Below are 26,959 nucleotides of genomic sequence, written 5' to 3'. Positions count from 1 at the left end.
GAAACCGTAGTGTTGCCAATTACACCATAGGCCATCGCTGCTGAACGCAACGAGGAATAATATAGCCAATTCGCGCTAACAAGAGCAAATCACCTGGTCAAAGGCTCGTTTAAATTCACGCCCCCAACAAAGCCACCTCAGCAGTGCGCATAACTAATACATAACTAATGCAGTGCATATAACTAACGCAGTCCCAGATCGAAAGCCCATTCGATCGCAGCTCAAAGCTGATCCGCCCTTCAGGAGACACTTCGTGGTGAAGCGGCTGGCAAACAGCCGACACACACCAAAAAACCAGACCTGAAAGGCAGGCACCATGACTTCCCCAACAACGACGGCAACAACCGCCCCCATCACGCTCGAGCTGGAGTTCTCCGACATCACGGAGCAAATGAACGGCACCATCGGTCGCGTCATCGGCACTGTCACTATCCGTCAGTTCGCGAAAATCATCTCGGCCCTCAACCTCGACGCCAACCCACGCGTGTCCCGCACCGGCCGCATCACCGATGCCATCATGGAAACCATCGACACCACGCCGGAGCTCTTCGCCTACAAGTCCAAGGGTGTGCTCCTGGCCTCCACTCAGTTCACCAGTGAAGACAATCTCTACCGCTTCACCTTCAGCAACCGTCGCATCGAAGGCATCCTCGACGGCGGTCACAACTCGCTGGTTATCGCACTGTTCGTTCTGGGCAAGCTCACTCCACCACCTAGCCGCAAAATCAAAACGTGGTCCGAAATGAAGGAGGTCTGGTCGGAGCGTACGGAAGAAATCGAGGAATTGCTTGCCGACGAAATCCTCACCGAGCTCGATGCCCGTGTTCCGGTAGAGGTACTCGTGCCAGGTGCTCGGGACGAGGACACTGTGCAGGACTTCTCCGATGCACTGCTCGATATCTGTGCCGCCCGCAACAACAATGCGGAGCTCAAGGCGGAGGCAAAGCTCAATCGCGCCGGCTACTTTGACGATCTGAAGCATGCTCTGCCTCAGGGAATTAGCGACAACGTGCAGTGGCGCACCAACGATACTGGTCGACTAAAGGTGGGCGATGTCATCGCTATGGCGTGGATTCCGCTGTCTTGTATTGACCTGCCGAAGGATGCCGACGGGAAGCAGATTGAAGCACCGACCCCCACCAGCCTATACTCCGGCAAGGCCAAGCTGCTTGACCGATTCGAGGATGTCATGAGCTCACCGGAGGTCACTAAGCCCAGCACTGAAAGCATCAATGAGCGCACCGAAGAGGTCGTTCTCTACAACGAGAAGGTCCGCAGCGCATTGAACCTCACGCGTGACTTCATCGATATTTTCGAGCGCATCAACGCAGAGCTACCCGATCTCTACAACAAGAGCGGCGGTAAATTCGGCGGCATTGATGCTGTTGACAAGGCCAATAAGAAGAATCCGCGGACTGGCAAGACTCCACAGAAGTACTCGAAGTTCTATCGCCAGCCCATCGGCTACGCGATTCCAGACGGGTTCATCTACCCGCTCGTGTACGCCTTTGCCGCACTGCTCAAGCGAAACGAGGACGGCACGGTCCACTGGGGAACCGACTGGCACGAGTTCTTCAACAACCACATGGGGTCGCTGGTCAAGGACTACCGCGAAACCTCCATGAATATGCTGAACCGCGACCCGCAGAAGGTGGGCAAGGAAGCGGGCTCTTACACGAAACCTGCTTCGCTCAGCCCAGCTCGCGCTCTTTACTGAGCAGCAGTAAAAGGAGTGACCTCGAGCGCCTTGCGCAGTCGGCCCAGGCTGCGGCTGCGACCAAGCAGCTCCATGGACTCGAACAGCGGCGGCGATACCTGAGCGCCAGTCACGGCCACGCGCACCGGGCCAAAAGCCTTGCGTGGCTTCAGCTCCAGGTCCTCGATGAGGGCCTTCTGAAGTGCAGCTTCAAGCTTCTCGGTGACGAAGTCCTCTTCGCTGAGCGGCTCCACAGCTGCAATGGTGGCCTCCAGGACAGCGACGGCGTCTTCCTTGAAGTTACGGCGTGCCGAGCGCTCATCGAAGGTGAACTCGTCCTCTTCCACAACCAGGAACTTCGAGAGGTCCCAGGCGTCGGAAAGCGTCTTCACACGGGTCTGCAGCAGCGTTGCCAGGAAAGCGAACTTATCCGCCGGGTAGTCGGCCGGGAAGTCAAAGTGGCTTTCCAGGTACGTGCGCAGACGCTGCTCGAAGTCCTTCGGATCGAGCATGCGGATGTGGTCCGCGTTGATAGCGTCGGCCTTCTTCTGATCGAAGCGAGCCGGGTTGGACAGCACATCGTGGATATCGAAGGCCTTGACCATCTCGTCCATCGTGAAGATGTCCTGGTCGCCGTCCATAGACCACCCCAGCAGTGCCAGGTAGTTCAGCAGACCCTCGCGGATGAAACCGTTATCGCGGTGGATGAAGAGATTGGACTGCGGGTCACGCTTGGACAGCTTCTTATTACCCTCGCCCATAACGAACGGCAGGTGACCGAACTCCGGGGTGAACTTGGCGACACCGATGCGCTTTAGCGACTCGTAGAGAGCGATCTGGCGCGGGGTCGATGGCAGCAGGTCCTCACCACGCAGGACGTGAGTGATCTCCATCAGGGCGTCATCGACCGGGTTAACCAGGGTGTAGAGCGGTTCACCGTTGGAGCGAGCAATGACGAAGTCCGGAACCAGGCCGGCCTTGAACTCGATACGACCGCGCACGAGGTCGTCGAAGACAATGTCCTCGTCCGGCATGCGCAGGCGAATCACCGGCTTACGGCCCTCTGCGCGGAAGGCTTCCTTCTGCTCCTCGGTGAGGTTGCGGTCATAGTTGTCGTAGCCCAGCTTCGGGTCACGACCGGCAGCCTTGTGGCGCTCCTCAACCTCTTCAGCGGTGGAAAAGGCCTCGTAGGCTTCACCGGCGTCGATGAGGCGCTGCAATACATCGGCGTAGATGTCCTTGCGCTGCGACTGGCGGTACGGGCCGTGCGGACCGCCGACATCGATGCCCTCGTCCCAGTCAATACCGAGCCAATTCAGGGCCTCGATGATTGCCTGATAAGACTCTTCGGAGTCGCGAGCGGCATCGGTATCTTCGATGCGGAAGACCAGCTTGCCACCAGTGTGACGGGCATATGCCCAGTTGAACAGGGCGGTGCGGATGAGGCCAACGTGCGGGGTACCGGTTGGCGACGGGCAAAAGCGTACGCGAACATCTGACATGCTTTCCCACGATACCCGCCCTCCCACCTGCAGGCATGCATAGGGTTTGCATAGGGTTACAGAGCCCACTCCCCGGCCACTTCGCCGGCGTATCCGGCGGCGCGCAGCCGCTCAACCCAGCTGCGCAGTGGTGCCTCACCGGTGCCCGGCGCGCCGCGGCCTGGGAAATCGGCAATCTGGACGTGCGCCGGCAGGCTCACTCTTCCAGTCTCCACCTCAGTGAGCCAAGCATCCACGTCGACGCCATTAGCTGCAAAATGGTAAAAGTCCGCGAGCACACCAGCACCAGTCTGTTGAGCTAACTCCTCGGCTTGCCACGGATCTGTAATGGGATAATCACTCATCCCGGACAGTGGCTCAATCAACGCGCGAACCCCACTGAGCTCCAGCTGGTCAGTAATCTCAGTCAGTCTTTGCACCTGCAAATCGGTCAGCTCCCCCGAGCGCCCCAGCAACACGTTCGAGCATTTCAGCCCAGTGGCCCGCGCAATCTGGCTCACTGCCTCCAGGTGCCCCGCGGGCAGCCCATCTGTATCGAGCACTCCTCGCTGCCCCGCTGCCATGTCCCCTCCCCACAGATTCATGGCATAAAGACCAAGGCTGTCGTCAAAGAGGTCACAAAAAGCGGAAACCTCATCGGGTGCGGGCACTGCGAGGCCAAATGGCCACCAGAATTCCACGGCCGCGTAGCCGTCGTCACGCGCGGCGTTGACGGCGTCGTGCGGGGACATGTGTGCGTAGACCGTAGAACAGTTAATAATAGTGCTCATGACCAAAACGGTAGTAGTAACTGGTGGCGGCGCGGGCATTGGTCGCGAAATTGCTCTGGCTTTTGCCGCCGATGGCTGGCACGTGCACATCTGCGGCAGGCGTATCGACGCGCTCGAGGCCGTTGCCGCCGAAGCGGACAACATCACCTTCTCCAGGTGTGACATCACCGACCCCGAGCAGGTCCGTGCGATGTTTGAGGACGCGCAGGTAGCTACGGGAACCATTGATGTTGCGGTGCTCAATGCGGGGCTGCCCGGCACGCCCGCAGAGTTCGGAGAGACCGACATTGAGGACTTCCGCGCGGTCATCGATACGAATGTGGTCGGCTCGTACCTATGCGCACGCGAGGCGTTCGCGCGAATGAAGGCGGGGCGCAAGGGGAAGACGGACCAAGCAGGCGGCCGAATCCTGGTCAACTGCTCTATCGCGGCGCAGGTGCCGAGAGCCCATACGGCGGCGTACGCGACGTCGAAAAGCGCGCTTGCCGGAATGACCCATGTGCTTGCCCTGGACGGACGCGAGTATGGCATTACGGCAACGCGCATTGACATTGGCAATGCGCAGACTGACCTATTGGGGACGTTCACAGGCAGCGAGCCAATGTTCGATGCCAAGCAGGCTGCGGAGACCTTCCTCTACGCCGCGAATCTGCCGGCAAGTGCAGTCATCGATCAGCTCACGATTACCGCTGCGGGTATGCCCTTTTTGGGTAGGGGTTAGCCTGCCCCTTAAACTGGAGCACAACTGGGTTTAGATTGAGGAGGCGGGTTAGGGCTATGTCCATGGAAAACCACCCCTCTCTGGGCGGCGGAAACGAAGAAGAGAAGCAGGAGAATTCTCACCCGTCGAACGACCCTGCAGCGACTCCGAAGCGTTCGACGCGCTGGGATACGTCCCGCCCGACCACCGCTCCGGACTTTTTGCTCTCCCGGGCACACGGCTCCATCCGCACGCAAGGTATTGAAGAGCAGCTTTCCGACCCCTGGCTCGCGGCCGAGGGACTGCACTCGGGCATTCACAAGATGGTGGTCGGCGCATTGCCCTTCGACTTGGACAAGCCCGCCGCCCTGACCGTTCCCCGGGAAGTCATCCGCTCCTCGCAGCCGCTGGAGCCACCCGCGCACTACCGTTGGAACGCACCGAAGCCCCACGCCAACATCGTCGCTTACGATCCCCCGCTCGACGAGCACGCTGAGCGCATCGCCGCAGCCATCCGCACAATCGAGTACTCGGCGCTGGAAAAGGTCGTGCTCGCGCGCGCTGTGGAACTCGAAATCGATCCCCCGATTGACCCGCTCCTACTCGCATCGCGGCTTATCGACGGATCCCCCAACCGCGATGGCTTTGTCGTGGATCTCTCCCCCGCCGGTTCCGATTATGAGGGCAAGTTGCTCATCGGTTCCTCACCGGAGATGCTGGTCCGCCGTACGGGCGACATCGTTGAGGCGTTTCCCTTGGCCGGGTCGCTGCCGAGGTCCCGGAATGAAGAGGTGGACCGGGCGTCGGCCCGTCGTTTAGCGGACTCGCGCAAGAACCTAGACGAGCATGCCTTCGTCGTCGACGACATCGCCGACAACTTGGCGCCACTGTGCAGTTCGCTGGATGTTCCGGACAGCCCCGAGCTAATGAGCACCGCCGAGATGTGGCACTTGGCCACGCATATCCGCGGTCGGTTGAAGGATCCGTCGCTGTCCGCGCTGGATTTGGCGCTGGTGGTGCACCCGACACCAGCCATTTGTGGCACGCCGACGGAATCCGCCTTCGGCGTTATTCAGGCCGTAGAGACCAACCGTGGCTTCTACTCGGGCGCTGTCGGCTGGTGCGATGAGAATGGCGACGGAGAGTTCGTGGTCTCCATTCGCTGTGCCGAGATCGACACTGAGGGGTCCGTGGCACGACTATGGGCCGGAGGCGGCATTGTGTCGCACTCCGACCCAGAAGAAGAAGTCACGGAGACCAGCGCCAAGATGGGCACTGTGCTCCGCGCTTTTGGAGTTAAGGGCGCTTAAGCCAGGGCGCATAGGCCCTAGCAGCTTAAGCCCTGGCAGCTTAAGCCCGCTCCACAGGGTTGGCCAGCTTGCCGATACCCGGGATCTCAATCTCGATGCGGTCACCCGGGAACATCGCAGCGGTACCGGCCGGGGAGCCGGTGCAGATGACATCACCCGGCAGCAGCGTAATCGAGGCAGTGATGAACTCGATAATCTCCGGGATGGACATAATCATCTGGTTGGAGTTGGAATCCTGCTTGGTCTCGGTAACACCCTCGTGAGTCAGGTGCGCCTTGATCGGCAGCTCGTTGTAGTCCAGCTCCGTCTGGATCCACGGACCAAGCGGGCAGAAGGTATCGATGCCCTTTGCGCGCGCCCACTGACCATCGGCAAACTGCAGGTCACGGGAAGAAACATCATTGACGATGGTGTATCCGAAGATCACATCGTGAGCGTTTTCCTTCTTGACGTTCTTGCACGGCTTACCAATAACCAGTGCCAGCTCGCCCTCAAACTCGACGTTGGTGGCGAAATCCGGAATGCGAATCGGCGCTTCCGGGCCAATGACGGCCGTCGGCGGCTTAATGAACATCGTCGGCGGCAGCGATTCTGCCGACTTCTTGAACACCTCGGCGACGTGGTCAGCGTAGTTACGACCAATAGCGATGACCTTCGACGGCAGCATTGGGGCGAGCAGACGTACGTCGGCAAGCGGCCAGGAACGGCCAGTCTTATTCAGCTGACCGAAAGGGTGCCCTTCGATTTCGTGCAAAGTAACTTCACTGCCTTCGCCCTCAACGAGCGCGAAGCACATGCCCTCTGGGTGGGCGATTCGAGCAATACGCATAAAAATAGGGTACACGTCACATTGCGATAATTATGCAACGACCCCCACTCTCTATACTCTGCGCTCTAAACTCCGCGGGATTCCTGCGCAAGCCACACCAGCGCACAGGCCAACGCATCGTTGAACGCGTGATGGGCCTTAAAACGGGGAATGCCGTACTTGTCGCACAGTGACCACAACCGCAGCTCATCACGGACCGGCTCACGGTTGGCCCGCAGAATCGCGTCGTACTCACGTGTCATAGTGTCCGCCACCGGCACATCAAAGCGCGCATCGAAGTACTTCCGGCACAACGGATCTAGGAAACCAACTTCCATCCGCGCGTAGTGCGCCAGCAGCTTCCGTCCCCGTAGAGCTTCTAACAGCTTGCCGACGGCCACCTCTGCCTCTACCCCGGTTGCGACCATGTCGTCGGTAAGCCCATGCACCGTCGCCGACTCGCCGACGCTCACCTCCTCGCGCTCTGGGCGAATGAGAAGGTGTCCCGATTCTTCCAGTACGATGTCGCGGCCTTCGACGGCAACCCAACCGATGGAAAGCAACTGATCTTTGGAGGGATCCAGACCGGTGGTTTCCACATCGACCGCGAGCCAAGCATTGTCGCGGATAGGTGCGTCCAAGAGTTTCTTGCGGGGTTTGAAAAACTTCAACATTGCGCGCTCACGACATCGCCCGGATGGGATATTTCGCCCCGAGACTCTGCTGCAACTTGCGGATAACACCAAACGCATCACGCAGGTGTTCTCGTTCCAAGCTGGAGAGACGCTTCGGGTAGATGTGGTTATTCGGCTGCTCGCCAGCGTTGAACTGGGCCTGCTGGTGATGAAGCTGCACCGTGCACAGGAACTCGAACGCATCCGCCAGATCCTGCGCACCCTGGCGGCTCACACTTCCGGCACCCGCACTCGCCGCCAAGCGTTCACGCGTGGACAGCTGCGGCAGCCCGGCCGCCACAGTAAATAGGCGCGCCATCTGCACCACAGCAGCAGTTCCCCCCTTCTTGATGTCCAGGGTCTCTGCGTGCTCGCCGCCCTTCTCCAGCACCAGGCCACGGAAGAAGCCGAGCGGCGGCTCCCGCCAGGCCGAGAGCTTGGCCAAGTGCGCGTGCAGGCGCTGCGACCCCTGGGCCAGTGGCAGGTAGGCCGCACGAAGGCTCTCTACCAGTTGCACATCGCCCGCTACCGCTCGCATGTCGAAGAAGGTCTGTGCATGTAACAGGGCCTCCGCCTCCGGTGCGGTAATCCACCCGTGGAACGTGCGCAGCCACTGCGACTTGGTCATCCTCCACGCAGGATTGCTGGCCATCATGTCCCCTGGACAGAGCGGATAACCGACTCGGTCGAGGTTGGTGCAAATCTCGTCGCTAAGCGCGGCGAAATAGTCAGCATGAGCGTCGGCGTCGTAATCGTCGGCGAGGACCAGCGCATTGTCCTGATCGGACGCGAGCCCCATCTCTCCGCGCCCATGCGAGCCCAGTACTGCAAAGGCATAGCTAACCGGTGACGGCCCAAGCTTTTCCTCCGCAAGCGCCACCAGGCGTCGGGTGACAGCATCGGCCACGGCGGTCAGCAGCTTGGCGACCTCCTCCCCCGAATCACCTCGGTCAATAAACCGGCCCACAATCCGCCGTGCGTTCTGAGCAATCTCCGCAATCTCCGAGATATCGCTCTTTCGCGCCAGCGTCGCCGTCGCGTACACGGGATCGGTGTGCAGACTGCGCAGGAGGTCGCCAATGACAATCATGCCGACCACCCGCGTCCCATCGTGCACCGGCAGATGATGGTAACCGCGCTCGGCCATCAGCAGCATGGCCTCGAAGACCAGCAGGTCGGGACTGATAGTTTCCGGGTTCCCGGTCATCACTTCGCTTACGAGACTCTCCACCGGCTTGGCTTCTGCCAGCACTCGACGACGGAGGTCACGGTCAGTGATGATGCCGACGAGTGGGCTCTGGTTGGCGCCTGCAGACTCCATCACGAGCAGACTGGAGACATTCCGCTCCGTCATAATCTGCGCCGCCTCTTGTACTGTCGCATCAGCACTGCAGGTCACCAGCGATGTTTCCATCAGGTCCGCAACCCGTGTGCGCAACGACTCCGATGCCGCAGTACTCCGCAGCTTCGATGCCACTGCGCGAATGCGCGCGTTTTCACCGCCGTAATAGCGCCGGACCTCTACGAACTGGTCATTGAGCTGGTCAAAGACCTCCTTGGAGATCACCAGGAATACGCAGTCCTCCACTGCCGTCATCGTGTACAGCGAGGGGTCACTGCTCAGCAGCGTCGAATAGCCGAAATGATCTCCCACATCTCGCCTGTCCAACAGCGTGCCAGCTGGGTCAAAGAGATCCACCATGCCGGAGCGAATAATGAAACAGCTGTTGTTATCCGCACCCGCCCGGATAATCTCCGTTCCACGACGGGCATAGCGCATGGTCAAAAGCGGTGGGATAGTCGCGCGCTCTTCATCGTTGAGGTCCGAAAAGGGGCGAGTATGGCTGAGGAAGTCTGCGATTTCCGCAAGCTCGACGGTCATGGGGTCAATTATCCCCTATTTTTGCTCCCAATAGGACTGATTTGCGGGAATACTCGACCTTATGACCAATTCCACACACAGCGCTTCAATAAATCCCGAATGGCCGCTCGACGCCCACATCCTCGGCAGGATGGACAAGCTCGCGGCACTCGTCGCGACGCTTGACGACGACACCTTCAACGCAACCCTTCCCATCCCAGCCATTAACTCCCTGGCCGTGCTGTTACGACATGTGACCGGATCCGCGAGGTTCTGGCTCGAGCGCGTCTGCCTTGGGCGTGATTATGTCCGTGATCGCGATGGGGAGTTTTCTGCTCATTGCAGTGTTTCGGAAGGGCTGGAGATTTACCACCGTGACCGCGCGGCCATTGAATCCGCGCTGGTGGAGTTGCAAGGCGTGGACCGCGCTGGTGCTCCTGCTGTTATTCCTACCGATAAGGACCGTTGGTGGTGCGGCAGCATCGAAGGCGTGATTGTGCATGTCTTCCACGAGGCGGCTCAGCACCTGGGACATGCGGAGATTACGAGGGATGCGCTAGTGGCAGGACTGGGAGGGGATGATTCCGATAACGGCGCAGGAAGCTCATCCCCATACCCCCTTGACACCATCATCGATGTACTTCGCCAGGTCGGACATGCGTCGGACTTCATCGAGCACACCGCCGACGGTAAGACTCACATCACTACCGTCGATGGCAAAACTGTGATTGCTTAGCCCTCTCCCTCCCTATTTTTTACTGCGCTACTTCAAAGCAGCAGCAATGCGGTCGCCGACCTCAGTGGTCTTAATTGGGCCATTACCGCGGTTGGCCATATCAGCTTCCACAGCAGCCTCGATGCGCTGGGCGTCTTCCTCACGACCCAGGTGGCGCAGCATCATGGCACCCGACAGAATGGCTGCCGTCGGGTCCGCGATCCCCTTGCCAGCAATGTCTGGCGCGGAGCCGTGAACGGGCTCGAACATGGACGGGTTGGTATTGGAGGCGTCAATGTTGCCGGATGCCGCCAGGCCGATACCGCCCGACACTGCACCAGCCTCATCAGTAATGATGTCGCCGAAGAGGTTGTCGGTGACGATGACGTCGAAACGCGAAGGATTAGTGACGAGGTAGATCGTCGCAGCGTCGATGTGCGAGTAATCGACATCTACCTCTGGGTATTCCTTAGCGACCTCATCGACCGTGCGCTGCCACATACCGCCACCGTGCACCAACACATTGGTCTTGTGGACAAGGGTCAGCTTCTTACGACGGGTCATAGCCAGCTCGAAGGCGTAGCGAACAACGCGCTCAGCACCGAAGCGGGTATTGACGGAGGTCTCGTTGGCAACCTCGTGTGGCGTGCCGACGCGAATCGCACCGCCGTTACCGGTGTAAGCACCTTCGGTTCCCTCGCGGACGACCACGAAATCAATTTCGCCCGGGTTCTTCAGCGGTGACTCGACACCCGGGAAGAGCTTGGAAGGACGCAGGTTGACGTGGTGATCCAGCGCGAAGCGCATCTTCAGCAACAGGCCGCGCTCGAGAACACCCGGAGGAACGTTCGCCGGGTCACCGATAGCACCGAGCAGAATAGCGTCGTGCTCACGCAGGGAGTCGAGATCGGCGTCGGTAAGCAGTTCGCCATTGCGCAAGTAGCGACGCGAGCCGAGGTCGTACTCGGTGGTGTCGAACTCGCCGATAGCAGCCTTGAGCACCTTCAGTGCCTCTGCCGTAACTTCCGTGCCGATGCCATCACCCGGGATGACGGCGATCTTCAGCTTTCCTGCCTCAGTCATTTTTTGAGATACCCTTCTCACTATATGGACACAAATGAGTGTAGCAGAACCTAGCGCTCACCCCCGTCACTGTCTGCGCGATTTTTACCATCTCCATCGTTTTCACAATCCACCCCGCCTACTGCTCTCTCCTTTTCCATATCCCGCCGCACCTTATCCACTAGGCCGCGGAGATTGTCATGCAATTTGCGACGTTTCTCATTGTGCTCAGCCAGCGCAGCGGTCTTCTTTTCAGTCTGCGAGGCAAAGGTGTAACGACCATGCCCAGTGTGCTCTTTTTCCGACTGCGCAAACGGCCCTTCATCACAAGAGAGGAACGTCCAAGCTTCGATCCCATCATCACCTCGAACAACTCGCCACATACCGGCAGTTTTGAGGTTGTGGTGCCTTCGACAGAGACAATGGAGATTATCTGTGTGCGTGACCCCTTCCTTTTGCCGCTCACCACCGGAAAGGCTGTGATCAAATTCCACAATATGGTCGATATCGCACTTTTCCGCGGGGACATCGCATCCAGGAAAACTACACACACCGTCACGGGCACGCACGAATGCACGCTGAGACTCGGAGGGCCGATACCCCTCAACCGCACTATCCCCCAGCACCCGCAATGTCGATACCCGCTTCAGTCAAGACTCGGCCACCAGCGAAGAAAGCCAACCTGCGCCAGCGAGCCACACTGGAGTGTTTTCCGGTTCGCCATCCTCCCCGGGAGAGAGCACTCGGAAGAGTTCCAGATTCACCTCCACCTCACAAGTACCGCGTAACGCATGCATGAAAGCTGCCGCGCGACTCACTTTCATCTTCTTAGCCACTGCGTCGATAATTGCAAGGGCTTCCACTGCATGATGCCGCTCGAGGACAGTAGTCAGTGTCGTAACTCCAGCGTCACCATGTTCATCAACTGCGATAAACTCCTTAGCCGTCATACGATCGCCGAAGTAGTCGAGAGCCGCAGCTTGAACCTCCCGTACCTCCTCCGACTCCACGGGATTATCCGCCGACTCTCCATCCGCCTCGACCTGGTATGCCGCCGCATCAATTGCAGCATCTACGGTCGCCTCCACATTCCGGGCCAGGACCCTATCAGCCTGCAACCCAGCGACATCCACATCACGTGGCCGCACTTCCGGAGCACACTCACCAATCACTCGCTGCACCCGCGTTGCCATCGCACGCACGCCACGGAGTGCCTCCCCGTCGCGCCTAGGCTTAACGACGTCCACGAGACCCGACTCCACTGCGTCAACCTTGTCATCGGCTACAGGTCGGGTATGTTTACCAAGCATTGCTAAATGCCTCATCGACAAATGCCCGCGCTCCTGACACATTTCCGCTAGTTGCGGCATACGTCCAAGCATGTAGCCAATTTCCATATATTTGTTCACTTCGGCGCGTGAGATTCCAAGCACCACCGACCAATAAGCCAAATGAGCTTCGACATCGCCATCATCTGGTGGTGCGACCCGCTGAGCGATAACCATCTGCAGACGATTAATCTCGCGCATCACTTCAGCGAGCGAATGAGCCCTCACCTCATGGCTGAACCGAAATTCCCCACACGATTCCAACTCTGACATTGCACTGTCCCCTCCCTAACGAGGTCCCCTAACGAACAGTTCTTTATCAATTCGCCCACACCATATCCCCCACCCCGGATTCAAACCGCTGCGCACCCCAAAAATCTCCACATTATTCGAACACTATTTCGAACTAAAGCCGAAAGACAATCCCGCCCTACGACGCAAACTTCGTCGTAAAGCGGGAACCGCACTAGAAACCTAGTCGACCGGCTTCATGGAACCGTTTTCGAGGAAACGACGGTGGAAGTCATAAGAAGTACCCAGGTCATGCGGAGTATGCAGGTACGGGGTGGCCCTCTCAGCACGCTCAACGTATTCGAGCAGCGCCTCCTTGTACATCGGGTGCGCACACTTCTCAATGACAACACGGGAACGCTGACGCGGCGCCAGCCCACGGAGGTCAGCCAGACCCTGCTCAGTGATGATGACCATCACGTCATGCTCAGTGTGGTCAACGTGAGAGACCATCGGCACGATTGCGGAAATGTCGCCATTCTTAGCCAGCGACGGGGACACGAACGTAGAGATGTAGGCGTTTCGGGTGAAGTCACCGGAACCGCCAATGCCGTTCATCATGCGGGAGCCAGCCACGTGAGTGGAGTTGACGTTGCCGTAGATGTCAGCCTCAATCATGCCGTTGGTGGTAATCAGCCCCATGCGGCGGACCAGACCCGGGTTATTGGAGATGTCCTGCGGCCGCAGAACGATCTTCTCGCGGTAGTCAGCAGCATTCTCGTTCATACGAGCTGCATATTCAGGAGACAGCGAGAATGCAGTACCGGAAGCCACGGTCAGCTTGCCAGCATCCATCAGGTCGACCATGCCGTCCTGGATAACCTCAGTGAAGGAGGTCAGGTTCTCATACTTGGAGTCGAGCAGACCTGCGAGAACGGCGTTCGGAATGTTACCGACACCCGACTGCATCGGCAGCAGGTTCTCCGGCAGACGACCGGCCTTGACCTCGCCATCGAGGAAGTCGAGCAGGTAGCCAGCAATAGCCTTGGAGTCATCGTCCAGCGGCTTGAACGGCGAGTTACGGTCCTCGGCGTTCGTCTCGACGACAGCGACAACCTTATCGACATCGATCTGAACATCCGGAGTGCCGATGCGGTCCCCCGGGTTCACAATCGGAATCTCCTTACGGTTCGGAGGCAGGCCGACACTGTAGATGTCGTGCATACCCTCGAGGTCCTCGGACTGCCAGGAGTTGACCTCAATAATGATCTTCTCTGCAGCATTGAGGTAAGAAATGCTGTTACCAACCGAAGAGGAAAGAATCAGGGAGCCATCGGCCTTAATGCGAACAGCTTCGACCACGGCAACATTGACCGGACCAAAGAAGCCCTGCTCAGTCATCGGGCCAGAGTGCGACAGGTGAATATCACTATAGAAGGCATCGCCTGCATTGATACGGTTACGCATTCCCGGGTCGGACTGGTACGGCATACGCCACTCAACACCATTGGCCTTCGCCAGCGCACCATCAAGTTCCGGAGCGGTAGACGCGCCGGTCAAGACCTTAATCTTGAACTCGTCGCCACGCTCGTGAGCGGCCTCCATGCGCTCAGCGAGAGCCGGCGGGACAACCTTCGGGTAGCCAGCACCGGTAAATCCGGCAAAGCCCACCATGTCTCCGTGGTTGATGAACTGCGCCGCCTCCTGCGCGGTCATCACCTTGGATTTGAGACCAGCATGGGCAATACGATCTGACATGAATTCACCTTTCTATATCCCCCAACGCGACTATCGGGGGTAGCACTTCGAACACCAAAGCACACCCCCAACCCTATCAACGAAGCGGTTAGCGCCTTTCATTCAGATGCCCGAAAGCGCCCCCATTTTAGGCACATTCCATACGCCACTAAAGCCGACTACAACACCGTTTTATGCCCTACGTCACAACCAGTCGACAATCAGCCATGCGACACATTTACAACCCCTCACATAGCCCAATTCATGCACTAGTTATTGATAATCATTTTCAGTACGCTAATCTTGTCGGGTGACTTCTACCGAATTTTCTGATAGCACCACCCAGACCACTCCCGTCACCGTCCTGTCCGGATTCCTGGGCGCCGGCAAGACCACCCTCCTCAACAACCTCCTGGCAAACTCACAGGGGCGCAAAATCGCGGTCATCGTCAACGACTTCTCGGAAGTCAACGTCGATGCCGCCCTCATCGAGCAGGGCACATATCTCGAGCGCGGCGAGGACCGTTTCATCGAAATGTCTAACGGCTGCATCTGCTGCACGCTGCGAGATGACCTCGTGGAAAACGTCGGCAAGCTCGCGCGCAGCGGCAAATTCGAACACATCGTCATCGAATCCACCGGCATCTCCGAGCCCATGCCAGTCGCCGCTACCTTCGAGTGGGAATTCGACGATGGCCGTCGCCTCGCCGACATCGCCCCCATCGACACGATGGTCACGCTCGTCGACGCCTCTACATTCCTCGACAGTCTCCGCCAGGGACGCGCACTGCCTGACGACGAACGCACGGTCGCTGACCTCCTTGTCGACCAGGTGGAATTCGCCGATCTCATCCTCATCACCAAATCCGACCTCGCCGGCGAAAAGCTCACCGGCGGCACCGAGGAAACAATCCGCGCCATGAACCCCCGCGCACGCATCGTCCGCGTGACTAACGGCGAAATCGCCACCTCTGTCATTCTCGACGCATCGCTTTACGACGAAGGTACCGCGGCCACTTTCCACGGATATGCAGAAGAACTTGCGAATCCCCACACGCCGGAGACTGAAGAATACGGCATTTCTTCGGTTGTTTTCCGAGGCAACCGCCCCTTCGACCGCGAACGACTGATTAAGGCTCTCCGCGGCACAAAGGGGCTCGTACGATCCAAGGGGCACTGCTGGATTTCCGACCGCCTCGAAGTCGCCCACGTGTGGAGTCAGGCGGGGCCGAACCTGAAAATCACCCCTGCCGTCATGTGGGCGCAGACCGATGTCCCACCATCCAATGAGGTCGTACTCATCGGTGTGAAATTTAACCCAGAGGCCACACTGCAGGCATTCGAGGACGCGATGCTGACCGACGAAGAAGTGCGGGAATTGCTGTAACAAAGCCCCTGGAAGAGCGCCGATAAACGACCCGCTGAAGCGATCAGAGTGTCATAAATCACTTCTCAACCTGCGGGTGTGGCAACACACTGTTAGCGCATGCTAGGTTAGGCGACAAAACTAAAGTCGAACAGTCTATCTAGGAGATGACATGTCTGATCGCATCGCACATGCCGGTTTGCGCGGCAAGGTAATGACCGCCGACGAGGCTGCACAGTTTATCAATCATGGTGATGCCCTCGGCATCTCTGGCTTCACCGGTGCTGGCTACCCGAAGGCCCTGCCGACTGCGCTGGCAAACCGTGGCAAGGAACTTCACGCCAAGGGTGAAGAGTTCGCTGTCGACATCTACACAGGCGCTTCCACTGCCCCAGACTGTGACGGCGTGATGGCAGAAGCTGACATCATCCGCTACCGCATGCCGTACCAGGGCGATCCGGCACTGCGTAAGTCCATCAACTCCGGCAAGGCGAAGTACCAGGACATCCACCTCTCCCACTCCGCGCTGTACATCGAGCAGGGCTTCCTGCCGATTGACGCCGCAATTGTTGAGGTCACTCGTATTACGGAAGATGGACACCTCGTTCCGTCGTCAAGCGTTGGCAACAACGTCGAGTGGATGGACAACGCTGACAAGATCATCATTGAGGTCAACTCGTGGCAGTCCGAGGAACTCGAGGGCATGCACGACATCTACCGCATTCAGCACCTGCCTAACCGCACGCCGGTGCCGATCAACGCTCCGGGTGACCGCATTGGTACCCCTTACATCGACATCAACCTGGACAAGGTTGTCGCAGTTGTCGAGACCAACGCGCCGGACCGCAACTCCCCGTTCAAGCCGTTGGATGAGACTTCGAAGGCCATTGCCGGACACTTCCTCGACTTCCTCGAGGGCGAAGTTCGCGCGGGTCGCCTGGCTTACGACCAGTACATCATGCAGTCGGGCGTCGGTAACGTGCCGAACGCCGTGATGGCGGGTCTGTTGGACTCCAAGTTTGAGAACATCAAGGCCTACACCGAGGTTATTCAGGACGGCATGATCGACCTGATTGACGCAGGTAAGATGACCGTCGCTTCGGCTACCTCCTTCTCCCTGTCTCCGGAAGCGGCCGAGCGTATGAACAACGAGGCTGCTCGCTACCGCGAGAACATCATTCTGCGCCCGCAGCAGATTTCTAACCACCCGGAGGTTGTCCGTCGCGTCGGCCTAATCGCCACCAACGGCATGATTGAGGCCGACATCTACGGCAACGTCAACTCCACCCACATCAACGGCAGCCGCATGATGAACGGCATCGGTGGTTCCGGTGACTTCACCCGTAACGCCTTCGTTTCCTCGTTCATCTCGCCGTCGCTGGCGAAGGACGGTGCGATTTCGACTATCGTTCCGTTCGCTTCGCACATTGACCACACCGAGCACGACGCCATGGTCATCATCACCGAGCGTGGATTCGCTGACCTGCGTGGCCTGGCACCGCGTGACCGCGTGGCGAAGATGATTTCCGTTGCACACCCGGAGTACCAGCCACTGTTGGAGGAGTACTACGAGCGCGCGCTGAAGACCGCTCCGGGCATGTCTACCCCGCACGACCTGCGTACTGCCTTCGACTTCCACGTCAACATGATTGAGAAGGGCTCGATGAAGGGCTAGGCAGTAGGGCTACGGCTGCATAGATCAGCTGGGAAACAAAAATCCCCTCCATGCGGAGGGGATTTTTTCATGCAGTAGAAGCTGCGCTAGAGACTAGCTCTAAAACGCCTAGGCGCTCAGAACTAGTCCAGCTCGAGCTGCAGAGCGTGGGTAGCGGAGATCTCCTCGGTAATCTTTCCGACGAGCTCCTCCGGAACCTCCTTGGAAACGCGCAGCACCAGGATGGCAGTCTGATCTGCTTCCTGCGGAGACAGAGCAGCAGCCTCGATGTTGATACCGGACTCACCCAGGGTGGTAGCAACGCGACCCAGAGCGCCCGGAACGTCCTTGTACAGCAGGAAGAGGTTACGGCCCTGAGCGCGCATGTCGATGCCGCGGCCATTGATACGGACAATCTTCTCGACGCGGTTCAGGCCAGTGAGAGCACCAACGACGGTAGCGGTGGAGCCATCAGCACCGATGACCTTGACCTCGAGAACGGAGCGGTGGGAGACGGATTCCGGCTCGGTCTCGACAGTGAAGGTCACACCGCGCTCTTCTGCGATACGCGGAGCGTTGACGAAAGTGACCGGTTCTTCCACCATGAGAGAGAACAGTCCACGGATTGCTGCCATCCCCAGAACGTTAACGTCCTCAGTGTGCAGCTCACCGCGAGCGGTAACCTCAACAGCGGCCGGAGCACCCTCGAGCAAACCACCAGCAACCAGCCCCAGCTCACGAGCCAGCTCGAGCCACAGGGCCACCTCTTCTCCGACAGCGCCACCGGAAACGTTGACTGCATCCGGGACGAACTCGCCAGCCAGGGCCAGCAGTACGGACTTAGCGACATCGGTACCTGCACGGTCCTGCGCCTCAACGGTGGAGGCACCCAGGTGCGGAGCACAAACAGTTTCCGGCAGACCAAACAGCGGGGAATCCGTGCACGGCTCGGTCGCGTACACGTCGAAGCCAGCACCGCGGATGTTGCCTGCCTTGATCGCGTCGGCAAGCGCCTGCTCGTCGACGAGACCGCCGCGGGCAGCGTTGATGATGATCTGGCCCTTCTTGGCCTTGCCCAGGAGCTCAGCATCGAACATGCCAGCGGTTTCCTTGGTCTTCGGCAGGTGGATGGTCACGAAATCAGCGCGAGCCATCAGGTCTTCCAGCTCAACCAGCTCAACACCGAGCTGAGCAGCACGGGCCGGGTTCGCGTACGGATCGTACGCAATGATGTTGGTCTCGAAAGCAGCGAGACGCTGCGCAAACAGCTGGCCGATGTGACCGAAACCGACGATACCGACGGTCTTGCCGAAGATTTCGACACCCTTGAAGGAAGAGCGCTTCCACTCCCCCTCACGCAGGGACGCGTCCGCAGCCGGCAGCTGGCGAGCGGTGGCCAGCAGCAGTGCGATTGCGTGCTCACATGCAGAGTGAATATTAGAGGTCGGAGCGTTGACAACCATGACGCCGCGCTTGGTAGCGGTATCGATGTCGACGTTATCCAGGCCAACGCCGGCGCGACCGACAATCTTCAGATTCGGAGCAGCCTCGAGGACTTCCTGATCCACGGTGGTAGCGGAGCGGACGAGAAGTGCGTCAGCATCACCAACCGCAGCCAGGAGCTCAGCGCGGTTCGGGCCATCTACCCAACGGACCTCAACGGAATCCCCCAATGCGTCCACAGTGGACTGTGCCAGCTTGTCGGCGATGAGGACAACGGGGCGAGCGTTCTGGCTCACAAGCATCTCCTGGTTTGTCTCGAAAAGTTTATGCAGTATGTGCGGTGTCACTTAAGAAAACTACTAAAGCGTGCACGCGCATTACGTCTCATCATAAACTCTGGGGGTGAGACACGGGGGGACTTACCTAAGCAAAACGGCGCTTACTACCCTTTGTTTAGGGAGTAAGCGCCGTTGCCCCCGACATTCAAGTCGGCAAATATTTCGCGTTATATTTTTATTTCTGCTGGTCTATAACCTACTGGTACGTAACCAACCACGGACGCGGCTCGATGTTCATGGTCTCCTCAGGAGTAAACATCGGCTGATCCTCGTCGATGAAGTTCTTCCACGCTTCGAAAATCTCCGGCTGCAAATCCTGCAGCATGACGTTCCAGGTCTCAAACTTCTCCTGCGCGGTGCCATGGCCGTCGGCATGCAGAACGAATGCGAGCTCCGGGTGCGACAGATCCAGCGTCTCGCGGTCGCGAATCATCTGTAGCTGGAACTGGTGCAGCATCAGCATCTTCTGCGGAAGGTTGTTCTTACGAGTCAGCTCAGCCAGCCAATCAGCAACGCGGTTGACTTCTTCAGCCTTAACGTGACCAACCTGGGTCGCCGGAACCTGCCCCGGTTCCATCTTCCACTCCGGGTCCAGCGCCAGACCGACGTTTGGCATCTTCAGCAGTTCTTCGTAGAACTTGGCCTGGTCCAGGAAGTCCGCACTACCCGGCTGCAGGTCGATGATGACGTAGCCGCCGGCCTTGGTCATGGCCTCGACGTACGGCTTCAGAGTCTCAACCGGAGCTGGCTCGGAGTAGTCACCGCGTGGACCCGGGTCAGCCTGCGCGACCGAAGCGATAATCTCGAAGGCCGGCAGTACCGGGTCATCGGCGAACTTCTCGTACTGCTTGACGTAGTCCTTCGCACGTGCGACGGCATCCTCCGGATCATCCTCGCCCATCACGCCCAATGGAGCGACACCTGGGTGACCATACGTTGCAATCAGATGACGACCGGGGAACAGCAGTGTGCCTCCACCTGGCAGCTCCTTAACCTTGTCATCTTTGGCAAGCTCGATGGACTGATCAAACTTGTCCTTATCGCCGAAAACCTTACCCAGAGCAATCAGGGACTCGCCGTCGCGAGCAGCGGAAATCGACTCAGAGGTAGCACGCGCGTCGCCCACCGGCAACCAACTGACCTTCAGGCCAGCGGCACGGGCCGTAGCAATGGAGGCCAAACCGGTACCCGGTGCGGCCAGTGCCAATGTGTCCTTGACCTCCTTCGGAGATCCCTTCGGCAGGGTGACGCTCTCCTGTCCCTTGTCGTCCTGCCCATCGCTGGCGCGATCCTGAGCCTCCTGGTTGGCTGCCCCATCCTTCGTTGCATCGCCCTCGACGACAGTTGGCTTCTCCGGATCCATCTCAACGACAGCGCGAGTCGGCTTCGACTCCGTCTCCTTGAGAACCTTAAACTCGGTACCGACGAGCTCCTTAAGGCCATCGGTCGTACCCGGATCCGCAATGATCTGACGGCCCTCTTCCCCAGTCAGGTCAACTGCCCCCACAGTAAGGACTGTCTTTGCGCCCAGGCGGTCAATCTCTTTTTCCACATCGGCGATATCGGCGCCGGTATCACGGCCACGAGCATCCTTCTTCGGGCTCTTGGCAGTAGTGTCATCTTCCGCATCTTCGGCAGAACCAGCCACTAGCATCGGCAGACCAGCAGCAACCGCGATGCCTGCCGCCCTACGCTGCTCAGCAGAGCCAGCCGAGGAAACGACAACCGCTTCCGAACTGTCGATCAGGCTTTCCGACGCTGCGATGTCGTCGCTAAGCACCGTCGATTCAGCGTCCACCTTCTTCGTGGAAACAGCGCTGTCGGAATTTCCACACGCGACCAAGGCGCTTGACCCCAACGCCAGGCTGACCGTCAGGGCAACGGTTGCCGTCACGCGCCGCGTCATTGCGGATACTCGCACATTTACCTCCGTGAAATGATTTGATTTCAACGATTAGACTATCGAACGTCTTTGTTGAGGGAGACCTTTCAACCCAGATTAGAACCCCGGATAGGACTGGGGCTACACCCGTTTGGCAGTAGTTGCTTTTGGCTCAGACGTTTATCCCACACGTCTACCCCACACGGTTCAGTGAAAGAATACTAGTGAGAGAGATACGAAAAGGGCCTCATCACGGCGGTGAAGCTCAGTGATGAAGCCCTACTTCGCGAACAAGCGGGGGATTCGCTTAAGCAACAAACTTAGGCAGTCTCAGCGCGAGCGTCGACCTTAACCCAGCTCATCAGGTCGCGCAGCTTGGAGCCGACCTCTTCAATCTGGTGGTTGTTGTAGGAAGCGCGCAGGTCCTCGAGCTCCTTGTTGCCGCCCTCGACGTTGGCAATCAGGCGCTTGGTGAAGGTGCCGTCCTGAATGTCAGACAGAATCTCGCGCATGTGCTGCTTGGTATCAGCGGTAATAACGCGCGGGCCAGACAGGTAGCCACCGAACTCAGCGGTGTCGGAGACCGAGTAGTTCATGTTGGCAATACCGCCCTCGAACATCAGGTCAACAATCAGCTTCAGCTCGTGCAGGCACTCGAAGTATGCCATCTCCGGCTCGTAGCCAGCTTCAACCAGAACCTCGAAACCGACCTTGACCAGTTCCTCGGTGCCACCACAGAGAACAGCCTGCTCACCGAAGAGGTCGGTCACAGTCTCTGCCTCGAAGGTGGTCGGGATAACGCCAGCGCGGGCGCCACCGATAGCTGCAGCGTAGGACAGAGCCAGGTCGCGGCCCTCGCCCTTCGGGTCCTGGTCAACGGCAATCAGGCACGGAACGCCCTTGCCATCGACGAACTGACGACGAACCAGGTGACCCGGGCCCTTCGGAGCAACCATACCGACGGTGATGTTGTCAGCCGGCTTGATGAGGTCGAAGTGGATGTTCAGACCGTGGCCGAAGAACAGCGCGTCGCCGTCCTTCAGGTTCGGCTCGATGTCCTCGCTGTAAACCTTTGCCTGGGTGGTGTCCGGAACCAGCACCATAATGACGTCTGCCCATGCAGCGGCATCTGCGTTGGACTTAACCTCGAAGCCAGCTTCCTGAGCCTTCACAGCGGACTTGGAGCCTTCACGCAGACCGATAACAACCTCGACACCGGACTCGCGCAGGTTCTGAGCGTGAGCGTGGCCCTGGGAACCGTAGCCCAGGATGGCAACCTTACGTCCCTGGATGATGGACAGATCAGCATCGTCGTCGTACAGCAGTTCAATAGCCATTAAAGTTAGCCTCTTTTCGAATCGGATTCGTTAAAAATCTTAGCGTTTAGTTGTTAGCGGGCCTGGAGCATCGGCTTCGGCCCACGTGCCATTGCGACGGTACCGGACTGAATGAGCTCACGGATACCAAACGGCTCGAGGACCTCCAGCAGGGCTACAAGCTTCGAGCGCTCACCCGTCGCCTCAATGATGACAGACTCTTGAGAAACGTCCACCACACGGGCACGGAAGAGATTGGCGGCATCGACTACCTGCGGACGATTGGTGTTGTCGCAGGAAACCTTCACCATCAGCAGTCCGCGCGACACCATGGTCTCTGGGGGCTGGCGGACCACTTTCAGCACGGGCACCAGCTTGTTCAGCTGCTTAGTAATCTGTTCGATCGGCAGCGTCTCCGTCTCAACCACGACGGTGATGCGGTTGACTCCCTCGGTCTCAGTTTCACCCGAGGTAATCGACTGGATGCTGAAACCTCGGCGGGTGAACATGCCCGCAATGCGGACCAGAATACCCGGCTCATCGAGGGTCAACACGGATAGAGTGTGCAGTTCAGCCATTTTGGGACTCACTTCCTGTTGCTTCGGATCCCGATTAGCGGGTCTTCATGGACGGGTGGTTAGCGTCGGGCTGCTTCGCGGCGTCCTCGGAGTTGTCCACAACAGTGCCGTGGATGTCAGCCGGGGCCTCAGCTGCTGAATTCTCATCGTTGAACAGCGGGCGCAGACCGCGGGCGTATTCGACCTCATCATTGGACTTGCCAGCTGCCACCATCGGCCACACCTGAGCATCCTCACCGACAATGAAGTCAATAACCACCGGTCGGTCATTAATCTCGCGTGCCTTCTTAATCGCCGCCGCGACATCTTCCTTCTTGGTCACGCGGATCGCCACGCAGCCAAGCCCCTCGGAGAGCTGGACGAAGTCCGGCAGGTAGGAGTTGTCCTCCGGGCGCAGCTTGGTGTTGGAGTAGCGCTGATCGTAGAACAGCGTCTGCCACTGACGAACCATGCCCAGATTACCGTTGTTAATCAAGGCAACCTTGATGGGAAAACCTTCCATTGCACAGGTGGTCAGCTCTTGATTGGTCATCTGGAAGCAACCATCACCGTCGATGGCCCAGACTTCCTTTTCTGGAGCAGCCGCCTTGGCACCCATCGCAGCCGGGATTGAGTAGCCCATCGTGCCGGCACCACCGGAGTTAAGCCAGGTGCGCGGGTTCTCGTACTGGACGAACTGCGCTGCCCACATCTGGTGCTGGCCGACGCCAGCGGCATAGATGGCCTCTGGACCAACGATGTCGGACAGAGTCTGAATTACAAACTGCGGAGCGATTGCACCATCAGCGGGCTCTTCCCACCCGAGGGGGAACTCGTCGCGGAGACCGTCGAGAAGCTTCAGCCAGTCGGCAATCTGCGGGCGACTAAGACCGAGCTTGGTGTAGGACTCGCTAAGTGCGGCAAGGACCTCGCGGGCATCGCCGACGATGGGAACATCAACTTCGCGGAGCTTGCCAATCTCTGCCGGGTCAATGTCGGCGTGGATTACCTTCGCGTTCGGCGCGAAGGAATTCAGATCACCGGTAACACGGTCGTCGAAACGCGCGCCAATAGTGATGAGCAGGTCGGACTTCTGCAGAGCAGCGACGGCTGACACCTTGCCGTGCATGCCCGGCATACCCATGTGCAGCGGGTGCGAGTCCGGGAATGCGCCGCGAGCCATCAGCGTGGTCACGACCGGAACCCCAGTCTGCTCGGCGAACTCGACCAGCTCCTTGGAAGCATCGGCCTTAATGACGCCACCACCGATGTAGAGCACCGGACGCTTTGCCGCAGCAATCATCTCAGCGGCTTCGTCGATCTGTCGCTGGTGCGGGGTTGTCACCGGACGGTAACCCGGCAGGTTGATCTCCGGTGGCCAGGTGAAGTCGATCATCGTGTTCTGGAGGTCCTTCGGGACATCGACCAGAACCGGACCTGGACGACCAGAAGAAGCCAGGTGGAATGCCTCAGCGAGCGCGCGCGGGATGTCCTCAGCTTCGGTGACCATGAAGTTGTGCTTCGTAATCGGCATGGTCACACCGCGGATGTCAGCCTCCTGGAAAGCGTCAGTACCCAGCAGCGGGCGACCGACCTGACCAGTGATAGCGACAACCGGAACGGAGTCCATCTGAGCATCCGCGAGCGGGGTCACCAGGTTAGTAGCACCCGGGCCGGAAGTCGCGATACAGACACCAACCTTGCCGGAAACCTGCGCGTAACCAGTGGCAGCGTGGCCAGCTCCCTGCTCGTGGCGCACCAGGACGTGGCGAAGCTTCTCCGAGTCATAAATCGGATCGTAGAGCGGAAGCACTGCACCACCGGGAATACCGAAGGCTACCTCGACGCCGAGCTCTTCAAGGGATCGGACAATGGCTTTTGCACCAGAAATTCGCTCGGGGGCGCTGGTACGCGCCTTGGCCGCGAATTGGGCGGGCGATGGGGTGTGCTGCTCGTGCGCGTTCACGATTTCGCTCCTGGATCATGGTGGGCAACTACTCAACTCACATTCCCGCTAAGAAGCTACGAATGTGGCGTTGGCTACAACCCTAACGTCCACATAGTGAGAAGTCAATCCCGTCAATTGGACACGCCATCCGTATCACACCCCGAGCACCCACCCGATTCCAACGAGAACCCCGCCCCAACTTTGGGAATCACTCTACCCAGAAACTCTCCGACCACGACCCCGGGGACACCCAAGCCTGCACACCCGAGCCCTACACGCCCAAGCCCCGCAAGCCCCAAGTCCAAAGCTCGTCTTTATGCATAATTCTTTACCTTTAAACTCAGCGCATATTAAGGCGAACGACCTACGGTGGATGGCATGGAATTCTTGCAATACATGTTGTTACGGACATGGCAATGGGTGGCCAATAACGGCCTTGCCATCGCATGTCTGGCCATTCTGCTAATTCTTGTTCCCCGCATCCGACGTTTCGTTCTGGCAATTGCGGACGGAAACATCTCCTCTTCAGAGGAGCAGTCCAAGGGACGGCGCGCACTGATTGGCGCTGTGGTTTACATCGTCGAAGTCATTGCATACTTCGTCTTAATCATCGCGATTCTGTCGAAATTCGGAATCTCACTGACCGCTGCCGCTATCCCCGCGACGGTTGTTTCCGCCGCTGTTGGTTTTGGCGCACAGGGAGTCATCGCCGACTTCCTTGGCGGATTGTTCATCATCGCCGAGAAGCAGTACGGCATTGGCGACTGGGTTGAGTTCCATGCCCCTTCGGGCACCGTGCAGGGTGACGTGGTCAATATGACATTGCGCGCCACCACCATCCGCACCCTCAACGGCGAGGAAATTATCGTGCCGAACTCCGAGGCACGCATGTGTATCAACTACTCCTCGCAGTGGTCCCGTGCTGTTGTTGAAGTTCCCGTACCGATGACCGCCGGTGGCTCCATTAAGGACCTGGAAGAGCGCACTGTCGCCGCCGCCAAGCGTGCAATCGCACTGGACTCCGTCAAGGACGCAGTTCTCTCTGAGATCAAATTGCAGTCCTCCACAGAACTCAATCCGCCAACGGTTATGGGACTGCCGTGGACCGTCACTATGCGCTTGATTGTCGACTGCAAACCGGGCGACCAATGGCTCATCGAGCGCGCCATCCGCGCCGCAGTCATCGACACTTGGTGGGATGACTACGGCGAGCGCGCCCAACAGACCCCGTTTGCTCCCGCCGAAGAAATCACCGGTCATGTCCGCGATGACACGATGATCGAACAGCTCAGGCAGGCCGATGCTAAGCAAGAGAAAAAACAACAGCTTGACGACGGCGACAGCGCTCCAACCGAAGTTGTCGAAGCGGTAGCGGACACTACTGCCCAGCCGGATACCGCAGAAACCAAACTGATGGAAACTCAGACCGTCGATAAGCAAGACGGGAACGAGCGATCCGACCTGCCGCATGCGGGTGCTGACCTCGATGATGCTCGACGCGAGCAAGAGGACAGCGGAAGCAACAATGCCATCCGCAAGCTGGTTAGCCACCCTGACTGGAAGACGCTCACGACGCGCCAGAAGATCCGGCGATTCCTCTCTGCCGGTGGACGTGCTCGCGTTTCGACAATCATGCTCTTGGCAACCCTAATTGTCCTCGGCGTTTTGAATCTCATGACGGTCGAGACCGAGGGCGGCCCATCCGGATGGCTAGCACCGAGCAGGTGGAGCGATCGGGTAACGACACAGGAAGAGGACTCGGAAGAGTCATCAGCTCCGCAATCATCGAACCAGCCGACTAGTACCACACAGAGTGTGCAGCCCACCGAGACTTCACAGCAGACTCAGACATCACAGAATCAGCCGTCCAAGACTTCACAGCAGCCTCAGAGCACGCAGAACCGCGCACCTTCGACCGCCACCTCCACCGAGCCAGACTCTACCCAGAGCAACACCGACAACGAGAACACTGGCGGATCACAGTCGACAGACTCCACTAACAACGCAGAACCAAACTCGGCCGGGGCGCAATAACGCGCAACTGCCTACCGCGCATTAACC

21 protein-coding genes are annotated in these 26,959 nt (G+C 58.7%); 7 read left to right on the top strand and 14 right to left on the bottom strand.

The features are described from left to right. Positions 1-316 precede the first annotated feature (316 nt). Complete coding sequence (locus tag HMPREF2820_RS09245; RefSeq protein WP_246822256.1) at positions 317-1,717, top strand: hypothetical protein; 1,401 nt, start codon at positions 317-319, stop codon at positions 1,715-1,717. On the opposite strand, the gene gltX is transcribed toward HMPREF2820_RS09245, so the two are convergent. Further along, complete coding sequence (gltX, locus tag HMPREF2820_RS09240) at positions 1,711-3,198, bottom strand: glutamate--tRNA ligase (RefSeq protein WP_069358802.1); 1,488 nt, start codon at positions 3,196-3,198, stop codon at positions 1,711-1,713. The two genes, HMPREF2820_RS09245 and gltX, sit on opposite strands and share 7 nt — an antisense overlap. A 56-nt stretch (positions 3,199-3,254) precedes the next feature. Continuing rightward, positions 3,255-3,968: a TIM barrel protein gene (locus tag HMPREF2820_RS09235; RefSeq protein ID WP_246822255.1), complete on the bottom strand. Its 714-nt coding sequence runs from the start codon at positions 3,966-3,968 to the stop codon at positions 3,255-3,257. On the opposite strand from HMPREF2820_RS09235, the gene HMPREF2820_RS09230 reads away from it, so the two are divergent. Then, a complete protein-coding gene (locus tag HMPREF2820_RS09230) occupies positions 3,967-4,689 on the top strand; it encodes an SDR family oxidoreductase (protein WP_070603771.1) in 723 nt (240 codons plus the stop codon). The two genes, HMPREF2820_RS09235 and HMPREF2820_RS09230, sit on opposite strands and share 2 nt — an antisense overlap. A 56-nt stretch (positions 4,690-4,745) precedes the next feature. Beyond that, the gene (locus HMPREF2820_RS09225) at positions 4,746-5,978 is read left to right on the top strand and encodes an isochorismate synthase (protein ID WP_016422507.1); all 1,233 of its coding nucleotides are present in this window, start codon (positions 4,746-4,748) and stop codon (positions 5,976-5,978) included. A 40-nt stretch (positions 5,979-6,018) separates the two neighbouring features. On the opposite strand, the gene HMPREF2820_RS09220 is transcribed toward HMPREF2820_RS09225, so the two are convergent. The 3 genes from HMPREF2820_RS09220 to HMPREF2820_RS09210 all read right to left on the bottom strand — a co-directional run bounded on the left by HMPREF2820_RS09220 (position 6,019) and on the right by HMPREF2820_RS09210 (position 9,342). Then, positions 6,019-6,807: a fumarylacetoacetate hydrolase family protein gene (locus HMPREF2820_RS09220; RefSeq protein ID WP_049172137.1), complete on the bottom strand. Its 789-nt coding sequence runs from the start codon at positions 6,805-6,807 to the stop codon at positions 6,019-6,021. A 65-nt stretch (positions 6,808-6,872) separates the two neighbouring features. Continuing rightward, the gene (locus HMPREF2820_RS09215; RefSeq protein WP_246821108.1) at positions 6,873-7,427 is read right to left on the bottom strand and encodes a 3'-5' exonuclease; all 555 of its coding nucleotides are present in this window, start codon (positions 7,425-7,427) and stop codon (positions 6,873-6,875) included. A gap of 40 nt (positions 7,428-7,467) precedes the next feature. Beyond that, positions 7,468-9,342: a DUF294 nucleotidyltransferase-like domain-containing protein gene (locus HMPREF2820_RS09210; protein WP_070603769.1), complete on the bottom strand. Its 1,875-nt coding sequence runs from the start codon at positions 9,340-9,342 to the stop codon at positions 7,468-7,470. A gap of 61 nt (positions 9,343-9,403) precedes the next feature. On the opposite strand from HMPREF2820_RS09210, the gene HMPREF2820_RS09205 reads away from it, so the two are divergent. Then, a complete protein-coding gene (locus tag HMPREF2820_RS09205; RefSeq protein WP_070595741.1) occupies positions 9,404-10,057 on the top strand; it encodes a mycothiol transferase in 654 nt (217 codons plus the stop codon). 27 nt (positions 10,058-10,084) lie between these two features. Here HMPREF2820_RS09205 and HMPREF2820_RS09200 read toward each other — a convergent pair whose 3' ends face one another. The 4 genes from HMPREF2820_RS09200 to HMPREF2820_RS09185 all read right to left on the bottom strand — a co-directional run bounded on the left by HMPREF2820_RS09200 (position 10,085) and on the right by HMPREF2820_RS09185 (position 14,415). After that, the gene (locus HMPREF2820_RS09200) at positions 10,085-11,101 is read right to left on the bottom strand and encodes a 3-isopropylmalate dehydrogenase (RefSeq protein ID WP_141752000.1); all 1,017 of its coding nucleotides are present in this window, start codon (positions 11,099-11,101) and stop codon (positions 10,085-10,087) included. Between the two features lie 68 nt (positions 11,102-11,169). Next, complete coding sequence (locus tag HMPREF2820_RS09195) at positions 11,170-11,667, bottom strand: HNH endonuclease signature motif containing protein (RefSeq protein ID WP_210398718.1); 498 nt, start codon at positions 11,665-11,667, stop codon at positions 11,170-11,172. A gap of 81 nt (positions 11,668-11,748) precedes the next feature. Next, positions 11,749-12,699: a hypothetical protein gene (locus HMPREF2820_RS09190; protein WP_141751998.1), complete on the bottom strand. Its 951-nt coding sequence runs from the start codon at positions 12,697-12,699 to the stop codon at positions 11,749-11,751. A 201-nt stretch (positions 12,700-12,900) separates the two neighbouring features. Next, positions 12,901-14,415, bottom strand: a complete 1,515-nt coding sequence (locus tag HMPREF2820_RS09185; protein WP_070429316.1) for an acetyl-CoA hydrolase/transferase family protein — start codon at positions 14,413-14,415, stop codon at positions 12,901-12,903. A gap of 289 nt (positions 14,416-14,704) precedes the next feature. Between HMPREF2820_RS09185 and HMPREF2820_RS09180 the strand changes: the two genes are divergently transcribed. Then, complete coding sequence (locus HMPREF2820_RS09180; RefSeq protein WP_070603762.1) at positions 14,705-15,781, top strand: GTP-binding protein; 1,077 nt, start codon at positions 14,705-14,707, stop codon at positions 15,779-15,781. Between the two features lie 151 nt (positions 15,782-15,932). Further along, complete coding sequence (locus HMPREF2820_RS09175; RefSeq protein ID WP_048735346.1) at positions 15,933-17,435, top strand: acetyl-CoA hydrolase/transferase family protein; 1,503 nt, start codon at positions 15,933-15,935, stop codon at positions 17,433-17,435. Positions 17,436-17,557: 122 nt separating this feature from the next. Here HMPREF2820_RS09175 and serA read toward each other — a convergent pair whose 3' ends face one another. The 5 genes from serA to HMPREF2820_RS09150 form a co-directional block, all read right to left on the bottom strand. Further along, positions 17,558-19,153 carry a phosphoglycerate dehydrogenase gene (gene serA / locus HMPREF2820_RS09170; RefSeq protein ID WP_016422498.1) on the bottom strand — a complete coding sequence of 532 codons (1,596 nt, stop codon included), beginning with the start codon at positions 19,151-19,153 and terminating at the stop codon, positions 17,558-17,560. Between the two features lie 238 nt (positions 19,154-19,391). Further along, positions 19,392-21,116 carry a hypothetical protein gene (locus HMPREF2820_RS09165; RefSeq protein WP_049172104.1) on the bottom strand — a complete coding sequence of 575 codons (1,725 nt, stop codon included), beginning with the start codon at positions 21,114-21,116 and terminating at the stop codon, positions 19,392-19,394. Between the two features lie 281 nt (positions 21,117-21,397). Then, positions 21,398-22,414 (bottom strand): ketol-acid reductoisomerase, encoded by a 1,017-nt coding sequence (ilvC, locus tag HMPREF2820_RS09160; RefSeq protein ID WP_038628558.1) that lies wholly within the window; start codon positions 22,412-22,414, stop codon positions 21,398-21,400. Positions 22,415-22,467: 53 nt separating this feature from the next. Continuing rightward, a complete protein-coding gene (gene ilvN / locus HMPREF2820_RS09155; RefSeq protein WP_048735338.1) occupies positions 22,468-22,971 on the bottom strand; it encodes an acetolactate synthase small subunit in 504 nt (167 codons plus the stop codon). 34 nt (positions 22,972-23,005) lie between these two features. After that, a complete protein-coding gene (locus HMPREF2820_RS09150) occupies positions 23,006-24,916 on the bottom strand; it encodes an acetolactate synthase large subunit (RefSeq protein ID WP_070603759.1) in 1,911 nt (636 codons plus the stop codon). 360 nt (positions 24,917-25,276) lie between these two features. On the opposite strand from HMPREF2820_RS09150, the gene HMPREF2820_RS09145 reads away from it, so the two are divergent. Next, positions 25,277-26,932 (top strand): mechanosensitive ion channel family protein, encoded by a 1,656-nt coding sequence (locus HMPREF2820_RS09145; protein WP_070603848.1) that lies wholly within the window; start codon positions 25,277-25,279, stop codon positions 26,930-26,932. The last annotated feature ends 27 nt before the right edge of the window (positions 26,933-26,959 follow it).

The organism is Corynebacterium sp. HMSC064E08, assembly GCF_001811805.1.
GTDB lineage: Bacteria > Actinomycetota > Actinomycetes > Mycobacteriales > Mycobacteriaceae > Corynebacterium > Corynebacterium jeikeium_D.
The sequence above is the reverse complement of the archived record's forward strand: the minus strand, read 5'-3'. Positions and strand labels throughout refer to the sequence as shown.

What these genes read in the sequence shown, in the direction of transcription:
- HMPREF2820_RS09245 (WP_246822256.1), top strand. Translation starts at nt 317, where the DNA reads ATGACTTCCCCAACAACGACGGCAACAACCGCCCCCATCACGCTCGAG.
- gltX (WP_069358802.1), bottom strand. Translation starts at nt 3,198, where the DNA reads ATGTCAGATGTTCGCGTACGCTTTTGCCCGTCGCCAACCGGTACCCCG.
- HMPREF2820_RS09230 (WP_070603771.1), top strand. Translation starts at nt 3,967, where the DNA reads ATGACCAAAACGGTAGTAGTAACTGGTGGCGGCGCGGGCATTGGTCGC.
- HMPREF2820_RS09235 (WP_246822255.1), bottom strand. Translation starts at nt 3,968, where the DNA reads ATGAGCACTATTATTAACTGTTCTACGGTCTACGCACACATGTCCCCG.
- HMPREF2820_RS09225 (WP_016422507.1), top strand. Translation starts at nt 4,746, where the DNA reads ATGTCCATGGAAAACCACCCCTCTCTGGGCGGCGGAAACGAAGAAGAG.
- HMPREF2820_RS09220 (WP_049172137.1), bottom strand. Translation starts at nt 6,807, where the DNA reads ATGCGTATTGCTCGAATCGCCCACCCAGAGGGCATGTGCTTCGCGCTC.
- HMPREF2820_RS09210 (WP_070603769.1), bottom strand. Translation starts at nt 9,342, where the DNA reads ATGACCGTCGAGCTTGCGGAAATCGCAGACTTCCTCAGCCATACTCGC.
- HMPREF2820_RS09205 (WP_070595741.1), top strand. Translation starts at nt 9,404, where the DNA reads ATGACCAATTCCACACACAGCGCTTCAATAAATCCCGAATGGCCGCTC.
- HMPREF2820_RS09190 (WP_141751998.1), bottom strand. Translation starts at nt 12,699, where the DNA reads ATGTCAGAGTTGGAATCGTGTGGGGAATTTCGGTTCAGCCATGAGGTG.
- HMPREF2820_RS09185 (WP_070429316.1), bottom strand. Translation starts at nt 14,415, where the DNA reads ATGTCAGATCGTATTGCCCATGCTGGTCTCAAATCCAAGGTGATGACC.
- HMPREF2820_RS09175 (WP_048735346.1), top strand. Translation starts at nt 15,933, where the DNA reads ATGTCTGATCGCATCGCACATGCCGGTTTGCGCGGCAAGGTAATGACC.
- ilvC (WP_038628558.1), bottom strand. Translation starts at nt 22,414, where the DNA reads ATGGCTATTGAACTGCTGTACGACGACGATGCTGATCTGTCCATCATC.
- ilvN (WP_048735338.1), bottom strand. Translation starts at nt 22,971, where the DNA reads ATGGCTGAACTGCACACTCTATCCGTGTTGACCCTCGATGAGCCGGGT.
- HMPREF2820_RS09145 (WP_070603848.1), top strand. Translation starts at nt 25,277, where the DNA reads ATGGAATTCTTGCAATACATGTTGTTACGGACATGGCAATGGGTGGCC.